This window comes from Echinicola rosea (genome assembly GCF_005281475.1).
GTDB classification, from domain to species: domain Bacteria; phylum Bacteroidota; class Bacteroidia; order Cytophagales; family Cyclobacteriaceae; genus Echinicola; species Echinicola rosea.
The window spans coordinates 3,112,573-3,135,107 of sequence record NZ_CP040106.1; the positions used below are offsets into that span (position 1 = coordinate 3,112,573).

14 protein-coding genes and 1 tRNA gene are annotated in these 22,535 nt (G+C 46.2%); 8 read left to right on the top strand and 7 right to left on the bottom strand.

Annotation, left to right across the window (positions count from 1 at the left end; translation table 11 throughout):
- Positions 1-34 precede the first annotated feature (34 nt).
- From FDP09_RS12545 to FDP09_RS12560, 4 genes are all read right to left on the bottom strand, one after another.
- The gene (locus tag FDP09_RS12545; RefSeq protein WP_226334942.1) at positions 35-763 is read right to left on the bottom strand and encodes a superoxide dismutase; all 729 of its coding nucleotides are present in this window, start codon (positions 761-763) and stop codon (positions 35-37) included.
- Positions 764-849: 86 nt separating this feature from the next.
- Positions 850-2,133: a sensor histidine kinase gene (locus tag FDP09_RS12550; protein ID WP_137402991.1), complete on the bottom strand. Its 1,284-nt coding sequence runs from the start codon at positions 2,131-2,133 to the stop codon at positions 850-852.
- Entirely contained in the window at positions 2,130-2,813 is a 684-nt protein-coding gene (locus tag FDP09_RS12555) for a response regulator transcription factor (RefSeq protein WP_137402992.1), read from the bottom strand. The genes FDP09_RS12550 and FDP09_RS12555 overlap by 4 nt, the downstream gene beginning before the upstream one ends.
- 553 nt (positions 2,814-3,366) lie before the next feature.
- Positions 3,367-4,626 carry a tyrosine-type recombinase/integrase gene (locus FDP09_RS12560; protein WP_137402993.1) on the bottom strand — a complete coding sequence of 420 codons (1,260 nt, stop codon included), beginning with the start codon at positions 4,624-4,626 and terminating at the stop codon, positions 3,367-3,369.
- 228 nt (positions 4,627-4,854) lie between these two features.
- Between FDP09_RS12560 and FDP09_RS12565 the strand changes: the two genes are divergently transcribed.
- Positions 4,855-4,929, top strand: a tRNA-Val gene (locus FDP09_RS12565).
- 14 nt (positions 4,930-4,943) lie between these two features.
- Here FDP09_RS12565 and FDP09_RS12570 read toward each other — a convergent pair.
- The 3 genes from FDP09_RS12570 to FDP09_RS12580 all read right to left on the bottom strand — a co-directional run bounded on the left by FDP09_RS12570 (position 4,944) and on the right by FDP09_RS12580 (position 6,075).
- A complete protein-coding gene (locus FDP09_RS12570; RefSeq protein WP_229683442.1) occupies positions 4,944-5,342 on the bottom strand; it encodes a JAB domain-containing protein in 399 nt (132 codons plus the stop codon).
- Positions 5,343-5,518: 176 nt separating this feature from the next.
- Entirely contained in the window at positions 5,519-5,854 is a 336-nt protein-coding gene (locus FDP09_RS12575) for a DUF5615 family PIN-like protein (protein WP_137402994.1), read from the bottom strand.
- The gene (locus FDP09_RS12580) at positions 5,854-6,075 is read right to left on the bottom strand and encodes a DUF433 domain-containing protein (protein WP_317130442.1); all 222 of its coding nucleotides are present in this window, start codon (positions 6,073-6,075) and stop codon (positions 5,854-5,856) included. Before FDP09_RS12580 ends, FDP09_RS12575 begins: the two co-directional genes overlap by 1 nt.
- 519 nt (positions 6,076-6,594) lie before the next feature.
- On the opposite strand from FDP09_RS12580, the gene FDP09_RS12585 reads away from it, so the two are divergent.
- The 7 genes from FDP09_RS12585 to FDP09_RS12615 all read left to right on the top strand — a co-directional run bounded on the left by FDP09_RS12585 (position 6,595) and on the right by FDP09_RS12615 (position 22,387).
- Complete coding sequence (locus FDP09_RS12585) at positions 6,595-10,677, top strand: hybrid sensor histidine kinase/response regulator transcription factor (protein ID WP_137402995.1); 4,083 nt, start codon at positions 6,595-6,597, stop codon at positions 10,675-10,677.
- Positions 10,678-10,852: 175 nt separating this feature from the next.
- The gene (locus tag FDP09_RS12590; protein WP_137402996.1) at positions 10,853-13,930 is read left to right on the top strand and encodes a SusC/RagA family TonB-linked outer membrane protein; all 3,078 of its coding nucleotides are present in this window, start codon (positions 10,853-10,855) and stop codon (positions 13,928-13,930) included.
- A 14-nt stretch (positions 13,931-13,944) separates the two neighbouring features.
- Complete coding sequence (locus FDP09_RS12595; protein ID WP_137402997.1) at positions 13,945-15,681, top strand: RagB/SusD family nutrient uptake outer membrane protein; 1,737 nt, start codon at positions 13,945-13,947, stop codon at positions 15,679-15,681.
- Between the two features lie 57 nt (positions 15,682-15,738).
- Complete coding sequence (locus FDP09_RS12600) at positions 15,739-18,612, top strand: SusC/RagA family TonB-linked outer membrane protein (protein WP_137402998.1); 2,874 nt, start codon at positions 15,739-15,741, stop codon at positions 18,610-18,612.
- Positions 18,613-18,633: 21 nt separating this feature from the next.
- Positions 18,634-20,307 carry a RagB/SusD family nutrient uptake outer membrane protein gene (locus FDP09_RS12605; protein ID WP_187328669.1) on the top strand — a complete coding sequence of 558 codons (1,674 nt, stop codon included), beginning with the start codon at positions 18,634-18,636 and terminating at the stop codon, positions 20,305-20,307.
- A gap of 28 nt (positions 20,308-20,335) precedes the next feature.
- Positions 20,336-21,472 carry a glycoside hydrolase family 43 protein gene (locus FDP09_RS12610; protein WP_137403000.1) on the top strand — a complete coding sequence of 379 codons (1,137 nt, stop codon included), beginning with the start codon at positions 20,336-20,338 and terminating at the stop codon, positions 21,470-21,472.
- A gap of 33 nt (positions 21,473-21,505) precedes the next feature.
- Entirely contained in the window at positions 21,506-22,387 is an 882-nt protein-coding gene (locus FDP09_RS12615; protein WP_137403001.1) for a glycoside hydrolase family 16 protein, read from the top strand.
- Positions 22,388-22,535: the final 148 nt, after the last annotated feature.

The window sequence follows — 22,535 nt, forward strand, 5'->3', positions numbered from 1 at the left end:
GTCATGTGGTCTTAGTTCTATATTCCAACAAAAATTATCCGTGTAATTTTTTAGCTGTTACAAACCGTTCTGCCACATTGTCCCAATTGATAATTTCCAATACAGTGTCGACAAATTCTGCCCTCTTGTTTTTGTATTTCAGGTAATAAGCATGTTCCCATACATCAATGACCAACAGGGGAACCACACCCCACTGCGTGAGCTTCTGGTGGTTTTCGCATTGCAGTAAAGTGAGGGATTGTGAGTAGGGCTGATAGCCCAATATTCCCCAGCCACTCCCTTCTACAGATTTGGAAATTTTGGAGATGTATGCTTTCAGGTTATCAAAAGAGCCAAAGTCTTTCTCTATCTGTTTCAGTAATTCCGCTTTGGGCTGTGTTTTTTTATTGGTCAGATTAGACCAGAATATGGAATGCAGGACATGACTTGAAAAATGATAGGCCAGCTTACGAGTCCACATATCTACTTGATCCATCTCGCCTGATTGAAGGTGTTTTTTGATGTTTTCCAGGTCTTTATTCGCCCCTTTTACTGCTCCTCCATGATGGAATTCATAATGCAGGTGCAGGGTTTCTTCATCCATGTGTGGTTCTAAGAATGTCTTGTTATATGGAAGCGATTTTTGGATGAAATTACCATTGCTGTCCACCAGTTTATCCATGCCATTTTCTGTTACATTCTGTGAAAAAACGTTGTTGATGGGAAGGATGCTCGCTCCACCCAATATTGCCGAATTCCTGAGAAAATCCTTTCTGTTCATCATTGAGGTCATTTTATTTTAGATAATACACGTATTTATAAAGGTAAAGTAAATCATCAAATCTGTAGAAATTTGGGAAGATCGTCTGGTTACCCGAAATCCACTTCAAAAATGTGCAACCCTTCTTCTTCACGGTAATGAAGCTCCCACCCACTTGTATCGGCTATCTTGCGGGCAATTGCCAACCCTAGCCCCCAGGTATCGGGATTACCCGATTGTTTGTAAAAACGGCTGAATAATTTGTCTTTTTCTAATACCGTCCCTGTTTCTTGTTTTTCATGCCCTGTATTGGCAATCATGAACTTTCTCTCTTTTGTTTGAATGTTCACCGTGCCATTTTCCCTGTTATGCAGAAATGCATTTTTAAGCAGGTTCTGTACCAGTATCTCGGCAAGCATCGTATTACCCTGCACGATCAAATTATTTTGTATTTCCGTTTTCACCGATATATTCAGGGCAGCTTTCTGTTCTTCATAATATTCCATTGATCGGCTGATTATTGTGTTTATATCAACCTGTTCTGAAAGGAGAAACTGCCGGTTTTCGATTTTAGATAAGAGCAGCAGGGTTTTGTTCAATTTTTTTAAGCGCTGTGTGGAGCCGATAATGCCTTCCACAATTTCCGCCTGCTCTTGTGTGAGTTCTGCCTGTCCGATAAGCCCTTCCAACCTAGACTGGATAACAGACAGGGGTGTTTGCATTTCATGGGAAGCATTTTCGATAAATTGCTTCTGGCTTTCAAACACTTCCATATTTTTCCGGGTCAGCTCATTCACAGCTTCATTCAGCATCCGGAACTCATCAATATGTGTAGATGGCAGTGCAGGAAATTCTTGTTTATCAAATCGAAAGAGCCGGAGTTTTTCGAGTATTTCGAAAAACGGGCCCCATATTTTCCGGGAGATAACGCGCTGGGATACATAAAAAGAAAGCAACAGGGCCAGGAACAAAGATCCCAGCGTGATAGCAATGGTTCCGATCATTTCAGCCGCTTCCAGGTGAGGTTTTATGATTTCCAGCCGGTAATGTTTGCCATGTAGTCTCACAAAAGTGTTCAGCATGCGGTACTCATCGAACTCGTCATCAACAGGCTCATAAATGAGGGTATCGGTATAACTTTCGTATCTTTCCTGAAAAGCAGCTTCTTCAACAAGATAAAAAGTGAAATCGTCCAGCGGATTGTCCTCTTTAAACGGTGCTTCAGGGTTTTGTTCAAGGTAAGCCAGTAGGTTGACTTTACGGTTGTACAACACTTCATCTACATTTTGAAGTACGTTCCAGCTTAGCACCAGGTAAAACAATATGGAAAAAATTCCGAAAAGCATCAGGAAATAAAGCAATTGAATGCGGGAGGTGTAAGTAAGCAGCTTCATAATGCCTGGATTTGATAACCTACCCCATAGATGTTGTTGATTTCTAGCTGTGCCCCGGCATCTTTCAGCTTTCTTTTGAGGTTCCTGATCTGAGAGAACAGAAAATCAAAACTTTGGGCCTCATCCACATAGTCGCCCCAAATATATTCGGCCAGCGATACTTTGGAGATCACCCGCTTATGATTATTGATCAGGTGTGTAAGAATAGCATACTCCTTTTTTGTAAATGAAATAAGATTTTCAAGGTCGTTTACCCCGACCAGATACTGGTCCGGTTCTATAACCAGGTTTGCAAAGCGGACAAGTTTGTTGGTTTTGAATTGTTTTCTGCGGATGATGGCTTTTATCCGGGCATTGAGTTCCGAAAAATAGAACGGCTTGGTGAGGTAGTCATCAGCCCCAAGTCCCAAGCCTTTCAATTTGTCATCCAGCGAGTTTCGTGCTGAGAGGATGATCACCCCGTCCGTCTTTCCATTCTTATGAAGTGTTTCCAGCAGATCAAATCCGCTACCATCAGGAAGGTTAATGTCCAGTATTATGCAATCATATTCATAAAGGGAAATACGCTCCATAGCAGACTGAAGCCCTGTTACAGAATCATAAATAAACCCTTCTTCGGAAGCAAACTCTTCCAGGCTTTTTAACAATTGCGGCTCATCTTCGACAATTAACAACTTCATGCATTCAAAATAACAATTTAAATCTGTAGAAAAACGGGATTGCTGCGTTAACCATTCTATTACATCTGCTTCTTAGATTTAAAATTGCATGTAGTCCTTTTTTAGGCTCAAATCCTAGAGAAAGTCCGATATTTGCTCAATTGAAAAGATTTCATAATCAACACCAACTCAGCAACCTCAAATCCTCCACCAAATGGTTCAAGTTCAGTCCAGTCAGCTCCTTAAAACAGGATTAAAGGATATTATTTGAGCTTGAGGTATTTTGGCAAAACCACAATATTCCAGCACTTCTCTCTGGCTAGAGAATTTTATGAAAGCAAACTATGCTTAAATCAAATTTTTAGATTTAAGCATAGCATAAAGCCCCTCTAACAATCGTAAATCCCGTAGAAAAAGGTTCGACATTTGTTCAATAGAGGCTCCTTCACTGAACACAATATTTCTCATAAATTAGCTTACAAAGACCAGTTTAACAACCTCAAATCCTCCGCCAAATGGTTCAAATTCAGTCCAGCCAAATCCTCTAAAGTCCTATAAATGGTAGAAATCTAGATTAGTCAAAATCCATCATCCCATCAATTAATTTCTGATCACTTTTCTCATCCAGAATACTATCAATGTAAGCTTTGGTGGTCTTAATATCAGAATGGCCTAGCGATTCACCGACATATTCAATTGATGCATTTTTCCTGATGGCCATGGTAGCAAAGCTGTGCCTTGCCCAATAGGTACTGATATCCTCTTCAAATCCGGCATGTTTTGCAAAACGCTTCATGTGTTGGTTTACTAATCTAGTGAAGTTTTGCTTCGCTTTGAATTTTTCCTCTTCATTCATTTGATGATTGAGCACAGGGAAAACATAATCTTCTTGCCCTTTTTGTCTACCTCCATATTTCTTGATTACTTTTTTAGAGAAATCGGAAAGGGGTACTCGAATAATCAATTGGGAATCTGAGGTGTCTTTTGTCTTTTCTCTTATAAATTCCAAATGATTCCTGTTTACTTGCTTCCATTTGAGGTAGATGATATCTTTCATGTTCATGCCTTTGCAGACGTAGGAGAAAAACCAAAAGTCTTTGGCTTTCTGTTGGAAGTCATTTTGTGGATTGGATTCAAATAGTTTCTTTAATCCTTCTTTGTTAATGGCTTTCTTTTTGTTTCTTCCTTTGGGTATGGTGTATCCATCTTTCCCAAAAGGATAATTTGAAGGATTGGCTTTATTGAAGATATGCCTAAGGGGTCTAAGGTAAATCCCTACAGATGATCTTGATTTTCCATTTGAGATCATCCAGCTTTCGTACTTTTCTAAAAACCGGGGAGTAATTTCAGAAAAATACAATTGTTTAGGAACCCTGTTTTTGGTGGCTTTTAAAAACCTTTGGATTGATTTTAAGCTAAACAAGTAGCTCTCCTTGGTACCCAATTTATTTTTTTCTTCCAATTCCTGGATTTTGAGCTCGTATTGGTAAAAGACATCCAAGACATCACCTTTGGGTTTAAATAGGGTTTCCTCAAATTTATCAAAAGTAAAATCTTCTATGGATTCGGCAACTCGTTTGTAGTCTAACAGTAAGGATTGAATTTCCTCCCTAAGAGCTTTTTCCTCTTTACGAGGTCTTACTGTTTCAAAGACCTTCTTGTAGGTTTCCGTATTCATATCATAACCAGTCCCATAATATTTGTTTTTCTTGGTAGCTACAGAGTACAATCTTATCTTCAAAGGGAATAGTCCATTGGACTTTGTCCGTCTTGTGTCCAGATCAAGAGATAAAATAACCTCTCTTTCTGATTTAACTCTCTTATTGTCTGTCATATATCAAATATAATATTTGCAAAAAATTTGCAAAAGGAATAGCCCAAAAACATATAAAAATAGGTAAATAGACAATAAATGATATTTCATAAAGCACTGAAAATCAATTGTATTAATATTTGTAACTTTAAAAATTCATATTACTTTCTTGACTCATAATCAAGGGGTCCCTGGTTCGAGCCCAGGTGGGCCCACGAACCCCGGGAAGCCGGGGTTTTTTATTTTCTCGGGAGATTAGCTCAGTTGGTTTAGAGCACTACCTCGACAAGGTAGGGGTCACTGGTTCGAGCCCAGTATTTCCCACGGATAAAAGCCGCTTACAATTTATAATCGTAAGTGGCTTTTTTATTTGCAAAAATCTGCGCTTTATCCATGATCAGTCCTGAAGAGTTGGCCTTTAAAGCTGCAGCAAAGACAAGTTTAGGGTCAGCGATTGTTCCGGGAGTTCCACCAGTCGATATGTTGACTATTCCCAATACCCTGTTGGATCGGTTAAGTAAAATGACTTTAAACTGCTCCACGAATTGGAGCTTTGATTTGTCCCAGTTTTCCAAAAGTACGTTATAGGCTTCTTTGGAAGAAGTTATCTTCGGAACTTCGGAAAGTTTGACTTGAGGTTGGTAACTAAGAACATATCCATTTTGTAAAAGCAGAGGTGGAGAGGAGCTGTATGAAGGAGAATATTTTATTTCTATGCCAATGAATTTTGAAATCACCTATGGAGATAAAGAATTTATTCTAAACAGTTCTAAAATAAATGCTCACTTTAAAATTGAATAGATGAAAAAAGTTCTACCTGTTTTAGTCTTAATCTTTTTATGCTGCTAAAACAATGAGGTTATTTTTGATGTTTACCAAGGGTATTGCCCATGGCTAAGGTTATTACGTCCTTTCAGGGCTTTTTAATGCTATTTGTCTTTTCCACTTTAAGAAAACAATCAGCTATCGCAGTTATCATGCTTATCATTATTTCAGCTATACTTTTGGTGGAGGTGTTACCCATTCTCAACCATATGATTTTAGGTGGATGCCCCTTGATATTTGCCAATTCATAAAAGTCAGCATCAAAAGTTACAATTGTATAATTGTTTTGTTTTGCGTATTCCCAGATTTCCAAATCCCTGGCATTTTCCAATCCGAGCAACTTAACCTGTTTGGCTTCTGCGTAATGGTCTTTTAAAAGGTTAACTATCCGGAAAGAAACATTTTGGTCAAACAATACTTTCATCAAGCTACCCGGATTTTATGCTCCCTGTCAGCAGCATAGGCAAGACAGGCCTGGATATGTTCCTTGCTTATTTCGGGAAAATCTTCCATTATCTCTTCATAAATCATTCCATTGGCCAGCCAGCTTAGAACATCATATACCGCTATTCTACTTCCTTTAATGACTGGTTTTCCAAATCGGATATTGGGATCGATGGTGATATATGCTTTGTAATCTATTATTTATACATCCTTTTTCAGCAAGATATGAAAAAACAATGTCAGGGTTAAATATTTATGACCATCACTTACCTATTTTTTGACTAGTATTACCCTCGCTGATGTCCATCAGAAAATTAAATTTCGGAGGGAAATTGATGATAATTCAAGTGAATCTCAATGATGCTTAACCCATAGAAATCATATTAAAAGTTGGGCAGTAAAATTTACTTGCCGACCTTACGATTAATAGAGGAGTTCTTTTTAACCAAACAATTCCAGCAGCCCCTTAGTATCCAGAGACTTAAATAGCCCTTCCTCAGCCTGTTTTGAAGCGGTACCATTGGTAAGTTGATGAAAAGCCTGATAGTACATTTGATTGGTGTTCAGGAATTATTAAATACGCCAATCTCATAATTTTAATATTGGTATTGGGTGATATTGTACAATGAATGGGTAATGGTGGTCGGTATTTGGAAGGTTTACTTTTGTATGTTTGTAGATGTTTGATATCTTCATTCTGCTTATAGAACAAGTTACTACATGATGCTCCGGATACCTTTCCTTTTTATATTTTGTCTCTCCGTCCAATTGGTCCTTGGACAGGAGGATGCTCCGATAAGGCTGACAGGGTACGAACGAAATTATATTGGGATAGAAAGCGGCCTGTCCAATAATGCGGTAACGGCTATTTACCAGGACAAGAAGGGGTTCGTATGGATCGGTACCTACGATGGCCTGAACAGGTATGACGGATATGACTTTTTGGTGTTCAGGAATCAGCCTAGGGACAGTTCATCCTTGGTCCATAACCGGATCGTGAGCATTTACGGCCACCGGAACGAGGTATGGGTGGGCACCAAAAGAGGCCTCAGTGTTTATGATTACCACACAGGGAAGTTCCAAGCAAGGTATTACCTGGATCCCAAAACCAAGAGAAGGCATAAGCTCACGGCCAACATCAACGACATCACCGGTAGGCACGGCAAAATTGTAGTGGCTACGGCAGGACAGGGAGTGATGGTACGGACTGATGGCGGTCCACTATCAAGGGTTCCCTTGTGGGATGCAGGGGAACGGCATTATGATTACCATGCCCAGGGAACAGTAGTGGACAAGGACCAAAATATCTGGACCTTTATCCAAGGATATGGACTGGCCGTAAGGAAAAAGGAGGATTACTGCTTTAAGGTGGTATTAAAGGATATAAAAAGCGCCAACTGTATCGAGCTGGACAGCGAGGGGGATATTTGGATTGGCTCGGACTATGGCTTGGCCCGTTTCCATGTCCAAAAGAAGGATTGGTATTTATATCCAGCACAAATTACCAAAAACAAGATTACAGATATCATGAACGTCGCAGATGACGGACAGATATGGGTCGCCACGGATGGAAACGGGTTGCTGGTTTTGGAAAAGGGATCGAAAAAATCCTATTATCTGAAAGAAGGTACTGTCGCATCCGATTTGGTCAGCAATGCCGTATATGGCCTGGCCCTTGACCGACAGGGAAGGAAATGGGTAGGCACCCTGAGGGGAGGGATCAATATCCTTGAAAAGAAGCAAAACCGGTTCATTACCATCGATAACCCCGATAATCAGGAAAATGGCCTGCCGAGCGATTTTATCCTTTCTTTTTGTGAAACCAGTCGTGACAGCCTATGGGTCGGTACTGACGGAGGCGGAGTAAGCATATGGGACCGGAAGCGTGACCGGTTCACCAATTACCGCCACCATAGCGGAAAGCCGGGCTCTCTTCCAAATGATTTCGTAACGGCCATCGTGGAAGGGGAAAACAACCTGTGGCTTGCTACATACGGTGGGGGCGTTTGCAGGTATGATAGCGGAGCCGATACCTTCGTCCCCTATACCCTGAGCAACCCGGAGGGTATGGCTCATTGGTACATTTGGGTCCTGTTCAAGGACTGGTCAGGTGATTTGTGGGCGGCTACCTCAAACGGGGAAGGGCTCTATCGGTATAACAGTCGAAAGGACCGTTTTGACTTTGTGGACGTGGGGATATATGGGATCATCTCGATGGCCCAAGACCATAATGGGAATTACTGGGTAGGGACTTTTGACCATTTGGTGAAGCTCGACCTATCCAAGGAGCAGGACCATGAAGTAATCGATATAGGCTATCCTGTCAGGGATATCCTGTCCCTAGGGCCGGAAGACCTTTTGGTGGCTACCGAAGGCAGTGGGGTCTGGAGGCTCGACAGGGAGAGGGGGACTGTCAAAACCTATCTTCAGGAAGAGGGGCTGCCCAATAATTCGGTTCTGAAATTGGTGGGTGACGGACACGGAAAGGTTTGGATGAGCACCTACAGGGGGTTGGCAAAATTTGATCCCATAGGGGAAAAATTCACTAGTTTTTTTGCCTCTGACGGACTGCAGAGCAACCAGTTCAATTACAACGCCGGGACAAGGCTCTATGATGGGAAATTGGTCTTTGGTGGCATAAAGGGTTTTAACCTCATAGATCCCTTGCACCAAGAATGGGAAAGGAGTTTTCCCAGCATTCACCTTACCCAACTTAGGGTGAATAACCAACCAGGGCACCCTGACGGCAATACCATATTTTCCCTTGACAAGCTTGAACTACCATATGACCAATCCATGGTCTCCCTGGATTTTTTGGCATTGGAGTACGCACATCCCGAAAAGATAGAATACGCATACCACATGGAGGGTTGGGACGAGAAGTGGCACTTTGTCAAGAATTCCAGAATGGCCAATTATTCCAAGCTTAGGGAAGGGGAATATACTTTTCATGTTAGGGCAACTAATGCTCAGGGAGAATGGAGCCCCCAGGTGGTTTCGCTCCCTATTGTCATTCTGCCACCGTGGTACAGGACCTGGTGGGCCTATGGACTCTATATTGTCATTGTTGGGGGATTGGCAGGCATATTGGTCCTTTACCAAAGAAAACAGGACAAGCTGAAGTACCAGGTAAGCCTGTCTAGGGAAATGGCCCACAGGGAAAAGGAACTCAACGAAAAAAAAATGAATTTCTTCACCAATATATCCCATGAGTTCAGGTCTCCGTTGACTATGATTATCAACCCGTTAAGGGAGGTGATGTACGGGGAACGGAAACAGTTGGAAGCGGGGGCCGTTGAGGTGGTCTATAGGAACTCGAAAAGACTTCTAAGCCTGGTGGACCAACTGCTGCTCTTCAGGAAGGTTCAGACCGAAGTGGGGAATGTCAAAATGGTAAAGCTGGACGCCATTGGTCTTTGTAAGGAAGTGTTTACCTGTTTTATCCACCATGCCAAGGGGTTGGACATTTCCTATCAATTCCATGCAGACCTTGATTCCTTCGAACTTATAGCAGACCGGCAGAAATTGGAAATTGCGGTGTTTAATCTGGTATCCAATGCCCTGAAATTTGTGTCCCCTCATACGGGAAAGGTCTTGGTCAGTGCCATACAGGCCTCTAATAGGTTTATGGTAACGGTGGAGGACAACGGAAAGGGAATTGGAGAGCAGGACCGTGAAAGGATATTTGACCTGTTCTACCAGGGGAATTCCCAATCAGGGGCAAAGGGGTTTGGAATTGGACTCTATTTGGTGAAAAAGCTTGTTGAAGAGCATAAGGGATCCATTGACCTTACCTACAGCAAATGGGGAGGGGCAAAGTTTACCATTGGCTTGCCTACCGGTAAATCCCATGTCCCGGACGGCCTGGTCCATGAGGACGTTGGGGAACAAATGGTATTCCTGGAGGAACTGCTTGATTTTGAAAATAACCACATGCCCCAAAAAACGGAAACAGGGGACGGGCTGGTCACGATCACCGATGGAGTCGTGACGGCCAAAAAAAGGGTGCTGGCAGTCGATGATAATCCCCAGCTCCGCCAATATATCAAGAAAATTTTTGAAACACAGTTTCAAGTAGTGCTGGCAGAGAGTGCAGAGCAGGCACTTGAAATTGTGGAAGGACAAGAGATCGACCTGATAATTTCCGATGTGGTCATGAAAGGAATGAATGGTGTGGAGTTGTGCAAGGAGCTGAAATCCAGGGAGGAATATCGCTATATTCCAATGGTGCTCCTGACGGCCAGTGCCTCAGACAGCGTCAAGCTCAAAGGCATTGAAGTAGGAGCCGATGATTACATTACCAAACCCTTTGATAAAAATTACCTCATGGCCAGGGTAAAAGGGATACTGAGGCAGCAGGAATCGGTTCAGCGACATCTGCTGACATCGGTTTCCAAGAAACCCACGGACAGGAAACTATCCAAGGAAGACAAGGAATTTATCGATAAAATGGTAAAGGTAATCGAAGAAAATCTGGACAATGAAGAGTTTTCCATCCAAGTGCTGGCCGTTGACATGTGCATGAGCCATTCCATGTTGTACAGGAAAGTAAAATTGGCCACCGGTAAAACGGTCAACGAGATAATTCGCTTTGTGAGGTTAAGGGCGATCGCCACTACCCTGATCACCACCGATGCCCAGGTGAACGAAGCCGTATCAAGCGCCGGCTGGCACGACCTTAAATATTTTAGGAAACAGTTCAGCCAGCAATACGGCATGACCCCTTCGGCCTTTCAGAAAAAATATAAGGGAGCGGTTACCGAACGCCAGTATATCCTGAATGCAGGCTTTTTAAAATTATAGCCATAATATTGCCTGCAGGTTACCATTCAGGTACTTATGTTTCCCAAATGTTATTTTACCCCCCTTATTAGCCGAAAAAACCCCGCCCATTGTTGAGCTTTCCATGCCAAATTTGAAAAGATCGGGGAAGTAGTCCGGATCTTGGAATTTATTGTTTACCCAAAATACTGATGTAATGAGAAAACATTTACAGTGCATGGGCATTCTCTTGTTTGCCCAACTGCTACTGTTGCTGTTTCACGGTGCTGCTGCTTACGGGCAGCAAACTACCGTAAGCGGAACAGTGACCTCTGGGGAAGATGGAACCACCTTGCCTGGTGTGAATATCCTTTTAAAAGGTACCGGAAAGGGTACCATTTCGGATATCGATGGTAAGTACTCCATCACCGTGCCCTCCACGGGCACCTTGGTCTTTACCTTTATTGGCTATAAGTCCAGGGAAATGGCCATTGGGAACCGAACGGTGCTGGATGTCGAAATGAATCCAGACCTCCAGGCGTTGGACGAAGTAGTGGTAGTGGGATTTGGAGAGCAGAAGAAGGCGACCATGACAGGGGCGGTGGCCAGCATTGGAGACAAGGAGCTGGTACAGAGCCCAGTGGCCAATATCAGTAACTCCCTTGTAGGCCGGCTACCAGGGCTTATTGCCGTGCAGTCCAGTGGGGAACCCGGCTATGACCAATCCAGTTTGAAAATCCGGGGAATTGCTACCCTCAATACAGGGGCCGAATCAGATCCGCTGATCTTGGTGGACGGCGTTCAGCGTTCCAACCTTAACCAGATCGATCCGCATGAAATCGAAACTTTGAGTATCCTTAAGGATGCCTCTGCCACTGCGGTATTTGGGGTGCGGGGAGCCAATGGGGTGATCCTTATCACCACCAAAACCGGTAGCAAGGGAAAGCCCGAGATCAACTACACGGCCAATTTTGGGCTCCAAAGTCCAAATTCACTGCCAGATTTGCTGGACAGCTATCAGTATGCCATGCTGCGAAACGAAGCCAGCGTCAATTCCGGACAGGAACCTTACTTTAGTGAATCTTCGCTGGAACTGTACCGGAACGGGGGCGATCCCTACTTCCATCCAAATGTGGACTGGTTTGACCTTGTGCTAAAAGACTATTCTGCCCAACAACAACATAATTTTAATATCAGCGGGGGAACGGACAACACCCGGTACTTTGTATCCCTTGGATATTTTGACCAGAACGGAGCATATGATGTCCAAGATGTGCAGACAGCCTATTCGGCCAATCCAAAATTTAAGCGGTATAACTTCCGCTCCAATTTTGATATTGACTTCAATAAGGACTTTTCCGCTTCGGTAAAGCTCAGTGGCCAGTTTACCGATTCCAATTATCCAGGCTACGGGGCAGGAGAAATCTTTTTCAGGATCCTTAATTCCAATCCCATGATGAATCCCGGGGTCATTGAAGGGAAACTGATCTCCGGTGTGGAAGGGCTTCCTTCCAGCTCGGGAAGCCCGTTGGATGCCATTGTCAATAACGGCTACCAACGGAATTTCGGGAGTACCATGAACACCAATGTGAGCCTAAAGCACAAGTTGGGCTTTATTACAGAGGGATTGAGCGTACGGGGGATGGTGGCCTATGACAACTACTACCAGCATAATGTGAGCAGGAGTAAGGAAAGCATGAAATACCGGATCGTAAAGGATCCAGAAGACCCTACCCAACCGGTGTTTTTGCCCCAGGGGATGGATGCGCCGTTTTCCTTTGGTGAAAGCTATGGAAGGAACAGAAAGACCTATTTTGAAGGGGCTGTGGACTACACGCGCAGTTTTGGGCAACACAACATCACTGGTATGGCCCTTTATATGCAGGAACGCTATACCGCTCCCGGACAGGAATACAACGTGCCCAGAGGCTATCAGGGGCTGGTCGGAAGGGTGACCTATAACTATAAGGAAAAGTACCTTTCCGAATTCAACATGGGCTATAATGGTTCGGAAAACTTTCCAGAAGGCAAGCGGTTCGGTTTTTTCCCTTCCTTTTCCTTGGGCTGGGTGCTGACCGAAGAGTCCTTCATACCAACGGGAGATTTCTTGTCTTATATCAAGATACGTGGTTCGTATGGTGAAGTAGGGAACGACAAGATCGGCGGGGCTCGGTTCCTTTACCTGCCATCAGTCTTCTATCCCAACAGTGGAGGGTACCATTTTGGCCAATATGGAAACAATTACCAGTGGTATTCCGGATCCCAGGAAGGCCGAGTGGGCAATCCTGATGTTACTTGGGAGAGGGCAAAGAAATTCAACCTTGGGATAGAGACCGGTTTTTTTGAGGACAAGCTCCGGATCAATGCCGATATCTTTGCCGAAAAAAGGGACAATATCCTCTGGTACCTGGGTACCGTGCCTGATTTGGTGCAGGCTGACCTGCCCCCAGTGAACATAGGTAAAGTGGAAAACAAAGGTTTTGAACTGGAAGTGAACTTCAACGACCAAATCGGGGAATTCAAATACTGGGTAAAGTCTAATTATTCCCTGGCCAAAAACAAGATCCTGTACATGGACGAGCCCAATAGGGCCCATGAATGGCTGCAGCGTACCGGGCATCCGGTAGGTCAATACTGGGGATTGCAAAGCGATGGTTTTTACAATACCGAAGAAGAGCTCGCATCGGCCCCGACATCGGCATTTACGGCCGAACTCCAAGTAGGGGATATCCGCTATATAGACCAAAATGATGACGGTACCATCGACCAGTACGATGAAGTGCCCATCGGGAATTCAAATTTCCCACAGGTCATCTATGGGCTTTCCTTTGGAGGACAGTACAAGGGCTTTGATTTTTCGGTGCTGTTCCAAGGTGCCGACAGGGTGTCCACTTACATCGACCAGATGGGTGCCTGGGCATTTGATACCGATTGGCGGAATGCCACTTCCCGGCACTTGGAACGTTGGACGCAAGAGCGGTATGAGCAGAACCTTCCCATTACCTATCCGCGGGTGGAACTGTCCCCCACATCAGGGAAGCATAATTACCGACCTTCTGATTTTTGGTTGGAGGATGCCAGCTATATCCGCTTGAAAAATGCGGAGATCGCTTATAATTTCCAAAGCCGTTTTTTGAACAGGCTCGGAGTGACCAACCTTCGGGTATTTGCCAATGGTAACAACCTGTTGACCTGGAGCGATATGGTGAATTTTGACCCTGAAGCACCTGCAGGAAGGGGTGGTTTTTACCCTCAGATGCGGGTGTACAACTTGGGACTGAACGTCCGCTTTTAACCGTAAACCTTAAGATGATGAAAGCCATAAAAAGAACGATATTATATATGGGAATGGCCACAGCCTGTTTGCTGTCGTATTCCTGCGATGATGAATTTTTGGGCAAGCCAGAAAGCAATGATGTATCCATAGAGGACATCTTTTCCAATAGGGTGCAGGCCGAATCCTTCCTTTGGGAAACCTATAACAGCTGTATGCCACTTGGATTTCCCATTGATTGGGGAAAGCACAATGGTATGTATGCTTCCATGTTGATGGCCGCAAGTGACGAAGGGGACGTGTACGACACTTGGCCTTCCTCAAATGACCATAACACTGGGGTCTGGAGTACCGCCGACAACAGGGAAGACGATTTTGGCACACACTACAAGGGGATAAGGAACACTTGGATTTTTATCGAAAATGTGGACATGGTACCCGATATTCCCGATAGTGAAAAACAACAGCTAAAAGCTGAGGCGATGGTTCTGATGGGCCTCCAATACCATGAACTCATGAAACGGTATGGGGCAGTGCCATTGGTGACCGAAGTGCTGAGTGCCTCTGGGGACATCATGCTACCGAGAAATACCTATGGAGAATGTGTCGAATTTATCGTCAATAATTGTGAAGCTGCCGCCGAGGTACTTCCAGACAGCTATCCTTCGGAATTCATGGGGCGGATTACCAGAGGGGTGGCCCTGGCACTCAAGGCACGGGTACTGTTGTACGCGGCCAGTCCATTGCACAATACCGACGCACCCTATCTGCCGGGGGAGGAAACCCTGACCGGCTATGGGGATTATGATGCGCAACGGTGGCAAAGAGCGGCAGTGGCCAACAAGGCCGTTCTTGATTGGGCAGCTGAGAACGGGACCCACCTGGTACGGGCTTCGGAAGATCCGGCAGCCAATTATCGAGAGGCCGTAGAGGTACAGGGCAATCCGGAGATGTTGCTAGCCAACCAGTCCAATGGATGGTGGGGTGCATGGAGCCCCATGTTTCAGCAATTTGTCATGCCCCGAGGGATCTACGGAGGATGGTATGGACACGGAGTGACCCTGAACCACGCCAACCAATACCATACCCTTTCAGGGGAGGATCAGGTATGGGAAGACCAGGGCAGCTATGCCGAATTTACCTCCAAAATGCAGGCCATGGAGCCTCGCTTCCAGTATTCTGTGTTCTATTCCGGGTCAAAATGGAACGATGAGATTGGGACGAGGGAATTTTTTAGGCGCACGGACGGCACCTGGTCGGACGGTGCCCCGGTCAATGGAGTAGGCTACATGAAAAAGTACTTGGGAAGGGGCAACTGGAGCGGTGGCCAGTTCCATTGGATGGTCTTCCGTCTGGCGGAGTTTTACCTGAATTATGCAGAGGCCCTAAACGAAGCCAGTCCCTTGGATCCGATGGCCATCGAAGCGCTGAATGCCATCAAGGAAAGGGCAGGTATTCCGGCCATAGATGCCGCAGACCCACGCTACAATACCCAGGATAAGCTTAGGGAAGAAATCAAACGGGAAAGGGCCATTGAACTGGCCTTCGAGGAACACCGGTTTTTTGACGTGAGGAGATGTAGGATTGCAGGGCAAGAGGGAGTCATGAGCGGCCAGATGTGGGGACTAAACCTTTATGAACAGGAAGCCGGGAACTTGGTGTACCGTAGGGAGCCATTTGAGTCTCGGGTATGGGAGGACCGTATGTACCTGTACCCAATCCCGCAGAGTGAAATCGATAAAGGTTACCTACAGCAAAATCCAGGTTGGTAAGGGAAATGCAACCTAAGGCATTTCCAGGAAATCGTTAAATCTGAAATACCAAAATCCATGAAAAATTCATTAATCAGCTATATAAAACAACCGGGAACTCGGATGATGGCAGCGGGGTGCCTGTTGGCAGCATCCGTTACCTTTTCTTTTCCTTCCATGTCCCAGTCCATGGCTCCAAGCATTGCAATGGAGCGGGATTCGATAAAAAAGGAAAATACCGCAATCCCCGCTTCCTATGAAAGGAACACCCATATTGCTTATGGTACCGAACGGGCACTCCGGGTTACGGGATCGATGGCAACCATAAACGGTGAGTCCTTGCAGAAAACCTTTGTGCCCACCCTGAGCAATACGCTCTTTGGCCGGCTCCCTGGCCTTACGGTCATGCACGGTTCGGGGGAACCGGGCTATGACGAGCCCAATCTATTGGTCAGGGGCCTAGGGACCATGAACGATGCCACTCCCTTGGTCATGGTAGATGGTTTTGAGGCTTCATTTGACCAGCTTTCTGCCTATGAAATCGAAAGTGTATCCGTACTCAAGGATGCCGCAGCAGTAGCACTGTACGGTATGAGGGGAGCCAATGGCGTATTGCTGGTGACGACCAAGAGGGGAAGTGCAGGGGATACACAGATCCGTTTTACCGCAAGGACAGGGTTCCAAAAACCCACCAGGTTGCCCGATTTTGTCAATGCCTCCCAATATGCCAGCCTTTATAACGAAGCCCTTTCAAACGATGGCCTCCCTTTGCGGTATTCGGAAGAACAGTTAGAAGGCTACCGCAACGGGGCAGATACCTACCTTTATCCAGATGTCAACTGGTACGATCAGGTGTTGCAGCAAAGTGCTCCCATAAGCGATTATAACCTTTCTTTTTCCGGGGGGAGTGAAAATACGCGTTATTTTATCCTGTTGGGCTACCTGCAGAACCAAGGGCTGTACGCTAATACCGATGGGGACAGGAAGGAAAATTCCAATGCCCATTTTGAACGGGTGAATTTCAGGTCAAATATCGATATAGCCCTTTCTCCAAAAGTGGCTGCATCCCTGGATTTTGGAGGAAGAATAGAAGACCGGTATTTTCCAAACTATAATGGTGCAGCCCTATGGGAAAACATGGCCCGCTATCCGGCAGGTGCATTTCCGGTAAGGAATCCCGATGGTTCTTGGGGAGGGAACACCATTTATCCGGATAATCCCGTAGCCTCCGTACTGGGCAGGGGATATACTTCCTCACATGACAGAAACATCATGGCAAACCTCAGGCTTTCTGAGGACTTGGGGGATTTTGTTCCCGGCCTGCGGTTTTCCCAGGCACTGGGGATCAATAATTGGCATCGCGGGAATTACAACCGGACCAGGAACCTGGCGTTTTACGAACTTTTGCCCGGAGAGGGCACAGAGGATTACCGCTATATCCAGCGGGGGCTGGACACAGGTTTTACCGTGGACGAAAGCGGGAATGACCAATGGAACAGGTTGAGTGTACAGGTGGGATTGGACTATCGCAAAAATTGGGACAGCAGTGAGCTTTCGGCCATGCTCATGTACCATCAGGACGTACTCTTCGTAGGAGGAAACAATGTGCCCTACGCACAGCAACGTCTCATGGGAAGGTTGTCATATGGTGTGAAGGATACCTATTTCACCGAACTTGCCTTTTCTTATAGCGGTTCGGAGCGGTTTGAAAAAGGGAGCCGGTTTGGGTTCTTCCCGGCCCTGTCGGCAGCTTGGCTGGTCAGCAATGAGGACTTCATGAAAGGGAACAATGTGCTTACATTTCTTAAAGCCCGTGCCTCGGTAGGCCTTGTCGGCAATGACCAATTTGGCGGAAGCCGGTTTGCCTATACCCAGGATTTCTACTATTCGGGGGACTACAGGCTCGGGGCGGACAACAATTCCATCGGCACCATTGTGGAGGGGCCCTTGGCAAACCCCGATATCGGATGGGAAAAGGACCTTAAGTTCAACTTTGGCTTGGATGGGCAATTGTTCAAAAAACTCGATGTCAATCTTGACCTGTTTTACAACCGGCGCAATAATATCCCCATTGATGGCTCCAATATCTTCCCAGGTTACCTGGGCGTAACGGCTCCCTACCTGAATTATGGCACCGTGCATAATAGGGGCTTTGAGGTCAACCTGCTTTATAAAGGTAATTTCCGCAATGGTGGATACTACCTTGGCGGTAGTGTATCCTATGCGAAAAACAAGATTATGGATATGCAGGAAATGACCTATCCCGAATCCTATATGCAGCGGACAGGCCACCCCATAGGGCAGCCTTTTGGCTGGTTGTCAGATGGCTTTTACCAAGAGGATGATTTCAACGCCGATGGCAGTCTTCGGGACGGGGTGGTGTCGTCGGCCTTTGCACCGGTCAGGCCAGGCGATATAAAATATAGGGACCTGAACGGTGACGGAACCGTCGACCAAAACGATGAGACGTCCATTGGTAACCCTTGGCAACCCATGGTAAACTATTCCTTTACCCTGGGGATGAACTACAAGGGATTTGATCTGGAAGCGCTGTTCTACGGATTGGCAGGAAGGGATGTGGCCCTTAACGGGACCTATTTCTGGGCCCTCCAGGACGACGCCAATATCGGTGTGAATGCCTTGGGGAGATGGACGCCCGAAACAGCCGGATCGGCCACATATCCACGGTTGACCACACTTTCCGATCCACACAATTACCGGCCTTCGGATTTTTGGCAGGAATCGGGGAATGTCCTGCGCTTGAGGAATGTGGAGCTAGGCTATACCCTCCCCGAAAGCCTGACAGAAAAAATCAGCGTGGATAGGGTAAGGGTGTTTGCCAATGCGGTAAACATGTTGACCTGGGACAAAATGGAAATGGTAGATCCGGAAAGTTACGGGGGATATCCACCGTTAAAGTCATTTAATTTAGGATTGAGTGTCCAGTTTTAAACCGATAAACCCGCAATGATGATGAACATAAAACAAATGATACCGATGTTGGCACTGTTGCTTGCCTGTGCATGTGTGGAAGATGTGCTGGACAGGAGAATGGATACCAATTATACCGAGGAACAGGTGTTTTCCTCCTATACCACTATAAGGAATTTTGGAATAGGCATTTACAGCCACCTTCCGGCGGGCTTTGACCGTTTTGGTGGGGGCACACTGGCCTCGGCAACCGATGACGCCCTGCATTCCGGACAGGATGGCCAAGTGCAACAATTGGCACAGGGCAATTGGGGCGTCTTTTCCAACCCTGATGACCAATGGGGAAACCTATATGATGGGATCAGAAAGGCCAACCTGTTTCTGGAAAATTCCGTGGACTTTGAAAATACCATCCTGCGCGATACCATTACAGAACAGGGCAAGCAGACCTATCAGACACAGGTAAACGACCTGGGATGGTTAAGGGCAGAGGCACATTTTCTAAAGGCTTTCTTTTACTTTGAGCTGACCAAAAGGTACGGAGAAGTGCCCATTATTGAAGAGGTGTTGGACCTAGAGGACGTGGCAGGATATGAGCGCCGTCCGTATGGGGAGTGTGTGGATCATATGCTGTCCGAACTGGACCTGGCTATGGAAGGAATGAGGGACACTTGGGAAGGATATGACGAAAACAGGATGTTGGGCAGGGCGACCACTGGAGCAGCGATGGCACTTAAGGCAAGGATCCTACTGTATGCAGCCAGTCCGCTCCACAATCCGGAAAATGACCTGTCCAAATGGCAAAGTGCGGCCCAAGCGGCATATGAGGTGATCAACAGTGGCAGGTATGGGTTGTTTGATAACTATGGCAACCTGTTCAGGAGCAGTGACAATACAGAGATCATTCTTTCTCGCCGATATGCGGCCTCGAATTCCCTGGAGCGGAGCATGTATCCTGTAGGGTTTACCGGAGCATTGGGCGGCACCAATCCCTCCCAAAACCTGGTGGATGCCTATCAGACCATTAATGGCCTTTCCATCACTGAGGATGAACGTTACGACCCCCAACACCCTTATCAAAATAGGGATCCCCGCTTGCAGATGTCCATCCTGACACATGGGGCAAGCTACAAGGGCCGACCCTTGGAAATTTGGCGAGGGGGACTGGATGGTCCGGGAAGGGCCAGGGCTACCAAAACGGGATATTACCAGAAGAAATATGTGGATGAAAACCTCGACCTTCTGCAGAACAGGACCAGTGTCCACGCCTGGATTTATTTCAGGTATGGAGAGATATTGTTGAACTATGCCGAAGCCATGAACGAGGTACATGGTCCTGATGGAACTTCGGAAATGATGCCCTGGTCAGCAAGAGAGTCACTGAACGCGTTAAGAGCACGGCCCGGCGTAGGGATGCCCCCTGTAACCGCTGACAGCAAGGAAGCGTTTCGCACCATGGTCAGGAACGAACGAAGGGTGGAACTGGCATTTGAGGAGCATCGGTACTGGGACGTGAGAAGGTGGATGACTGGAATGGACCACTTCAACAGCGCTGTACGAGGAGTACAAGTGGAAAAAATCTCCGAGAACGAGTTCTCTTTGGAATACGTGGAGGTGGATGACCGTTTCTTTGCCCCTCAAATGAACCTCTATCCCATCCAAGCGGAAGAAATCAACAAGTCTAAAGGAAGCCTTTCCCAGACACCTGGATGGTAACCGTAATAACCTTGAAACCATAAAGATAATGATAAAGACTACCATACTGGCAATGGCCTGTTTGATCAGCATCACAGCGTTAGGTCAGCACGCAAAACAGCAGCACTTTTCTCCTGGAAAGATATGGGAGGATACGGAAGGAACACATATTAATGCCCATGGTGGCGGTGTGCTTTTCTATAACGGGACCTACTATTGGTTTGGAGAACATAAGACTGCCGGCAGAGGCGGAAACAGGGCCAATGTGGGCGTGAGGTGCTATTCATCCCAAGACCTTTATAACTGGACCGATGAGGGGGTAGCCCTGCCAGTCGCAGCCGAAGGAAGCGGTTCGGACATTGAAAAAGGGAGCGTCATTGAAAGGCCAAAGGTCATCTATAATGCTTCCACTGGGAAATTTGTGATGTGGTTCCATCTTGAACTCAAAGATCAGGGCTATAATGCCGCACGTACAGGGGTGGCCGTCAGTGACCGACCGGAAGGTCCCTATACCTTCCTGAGGTCACTACGGCCCAATGCCGGGACCTGGCCGGTAAATTTTCCCGAACCTTGGAAATCTAAAGAAGTGACCGAAGCGGACCTGGAAGCTTGGAGTCCTACATGGAAAAAGGAAGTGGCCGAGGGCTTGTTTATCAGACGGGATTTCGGTACCGGGCAGATGTCGAGGGACATGGGACTTTTTGTCGATGATGACGGAAAGGCCTACCATATCCATTCCGCAGAAGAAAACCTCACCCTGCACATTTCAGAGCTGACTGATGACTACCTAGGATTTACTGGGAAATGGGCAGTGATGGAACCGGCCGGCCATAACGAAGCACCTGCACTCTTCAAAAAGGACGGGAAATACTATATGATCACCTCAGGCTGTACCGGGTGGGATCCCAATGCGGCACGTTCCTTTGTGGCAGATCACATCATGGGGCCATGGAAGTCCTTGGGGAACCCCGCAAAAGGGGAAGGGGCCTCCATAACCTTCGATTCCCAAAGTACCTATATCCTTCCTGTCCAGGGCAAGGAAGATGCCTTTATCTTTATGGGCGATCGTTGGGAACCGAAAAATGCCATTGATGGCAGGTATGTCTGGTTGCCCATTGAATTTAACGATGGGAAGCCAGAGCTGACATGGCGTGAGAAGTGGTCTTTGGATTTCTTCGATCAATAAACGAACAATTACTATCATAAACCTATTAGACCAATGAGAAGAATATTTTCTATCCAGCTAGGAGCAATATGTAGTGCCTGGCTTCTTACAGGGTGTGCCAGCGGAAATGCCTCGAACAATTCAACCGAAACCCCTGACTCACCTTACCAAGGGTATGAGTTGGTATGGCAAGATGAATTTGATATCGATGGAAAGCCTGACAGCAGGTTCTGGTCCTACGAGGAGGGCTTTGTCCGGAACCGGGAACTGCAATGGTACCAAAGGGACAATGCCAATGTAAAGGGAGGGTTCCTAGTGATTGAAGGGAAAAGAGAACAGGTACCCAATACTGGCTATGAAGAAAATAGCAGGGACTGGAAGAAAAACAGGCCCCATTCCGAATACACTTCCGCCAGCATCAATACGGCCGGAAAAAAGACCTTTCAATATGGAATAGTAGAGGTAAGAGCCAAGCTGGATACTGCACTGGGCATGTGGCCTGCCATATGGACCCTGGGAGAATCAAAGGGCTGGCCAGCCAATGGGGAAGTGGATATCATGGAGTATTACCGCGTCGATGGACAATCGACCATTTTGGCAAACGCCGCCTGGGCACACGAACAAAAAAGAGCGGCTTGGGATGAAGCAAAGGTGCCCTTTTCGGAATTTTTGAAAAAAGATCCCAGTTGGCCGGAAAAGTTTCACATCTGGAAAATGGAGTGGACACCTGAAACTATCCGTCTTTCCCTGGACGGGGAGTTGCTCAACGAAATAGACTTGGCCACCACATTGAACCCAGATGGCAGCAACCCCTTTCACCAGCCCCATTATATTCTGTTGAATCTGGCCATTGGCTCGAATGGTGGCGATCCTGCCAAAACCGACTTTCCAAAAGAGTATCTTGTGGACTATGTTAGGGTGTACCAAAAAAAGTGAATGGGGAAGATTGTTGGTTAGTGGGGAATGCTTTAAGGTCATGAAAGGAGTATGCCTCAAGCAAACTTCTTTCATGACTTTTTAAGCTGTTCATTAACAGGGTGGCTTAAAAGTATTTGATTATATATCATGGTTTTTTAGTGCTGGA

Coding starts and splice junctions, on each gene's coding strand:
- FDP09_RS12545 (WP_226334942.1), bottom strand. CDS start 763: ATGATGAACAGAAAGGATTTTCTCAGGAATTCGGCAATATTGGGTGGA.
- FDP09_RS12550 (WP_137402991.1), bottom strand. CDS start 2,133: ATGAAGCTGCTTACTTACACCTCCCGCATTCAATTGCTTTATTTCCTG.
- FDP09_RS12555 (WP_137402992.1), bottom strand. CDS start 2,813: ATGAAGTTGTTAATTGTCGAAGATGAGCCGCAATTGTTAAAAAGCCTG.
- FDP09_RS12560 (WP_137402993.1), bottom strand. CDS start 4,626: ATGACAGACAATAAGAGAGTTAAATCAGAAAGAGAGGTTATTTTATCT.
- FDP09_RS12575 (WP_137402994.1), bottom strand. CDS start 5,854: ATGAAAGTATTGTTTGACCAAAATGTTTCTTTCCGGATAGTTAACCTT.
- FDP09_RS12585 (WP_137402995.1), top strand. CDS start 6,595: ATGATGCTCCGGATACCTTTCCTTTTTATATTTTGTCTCTCCGTCCAA.
- FDP09_RS12590 (WP_137402996.1), top strand. CDS start 10,853: ATGAGAAAACATTTACAGTGCATGGGCATTCTCTTGTTTGCCCAACTG.
- FDP09_RS12595 (WP_137402997.1), top strand. CDS start 13,945: ATGATGAAAGCCATAAAAAGAACGATATTATATATGGGAATGGCCACA.
- FDP09_RS12600 (WP_137402998.1), top strand. CDS start 15,739: ATGAAAAATTCATTAATCAGCTATATAAAACAACCGGGAACTCGGATG.
- FDP09_RS12605 (WP_187328669.1), top strand. CDS start 18,634: ATGAACATAAAACAAATGATACCGATGTTGGCACTGTTGCTTGCCTGT.
- FDP09_RS12610 (WP_137403000.1), top strand. CDS start 20,336: ATGATAAAGACTACCATACTGGCAATGGCCTGTTTGATCAGCATCACA.
- FDP09_RS12615 (WP_137403001.1), top strand. CDS start 21,506: ATGAGAAGAATATTTTCTATCCAGCTAGGAGCAATATGTAGTGCCTGG.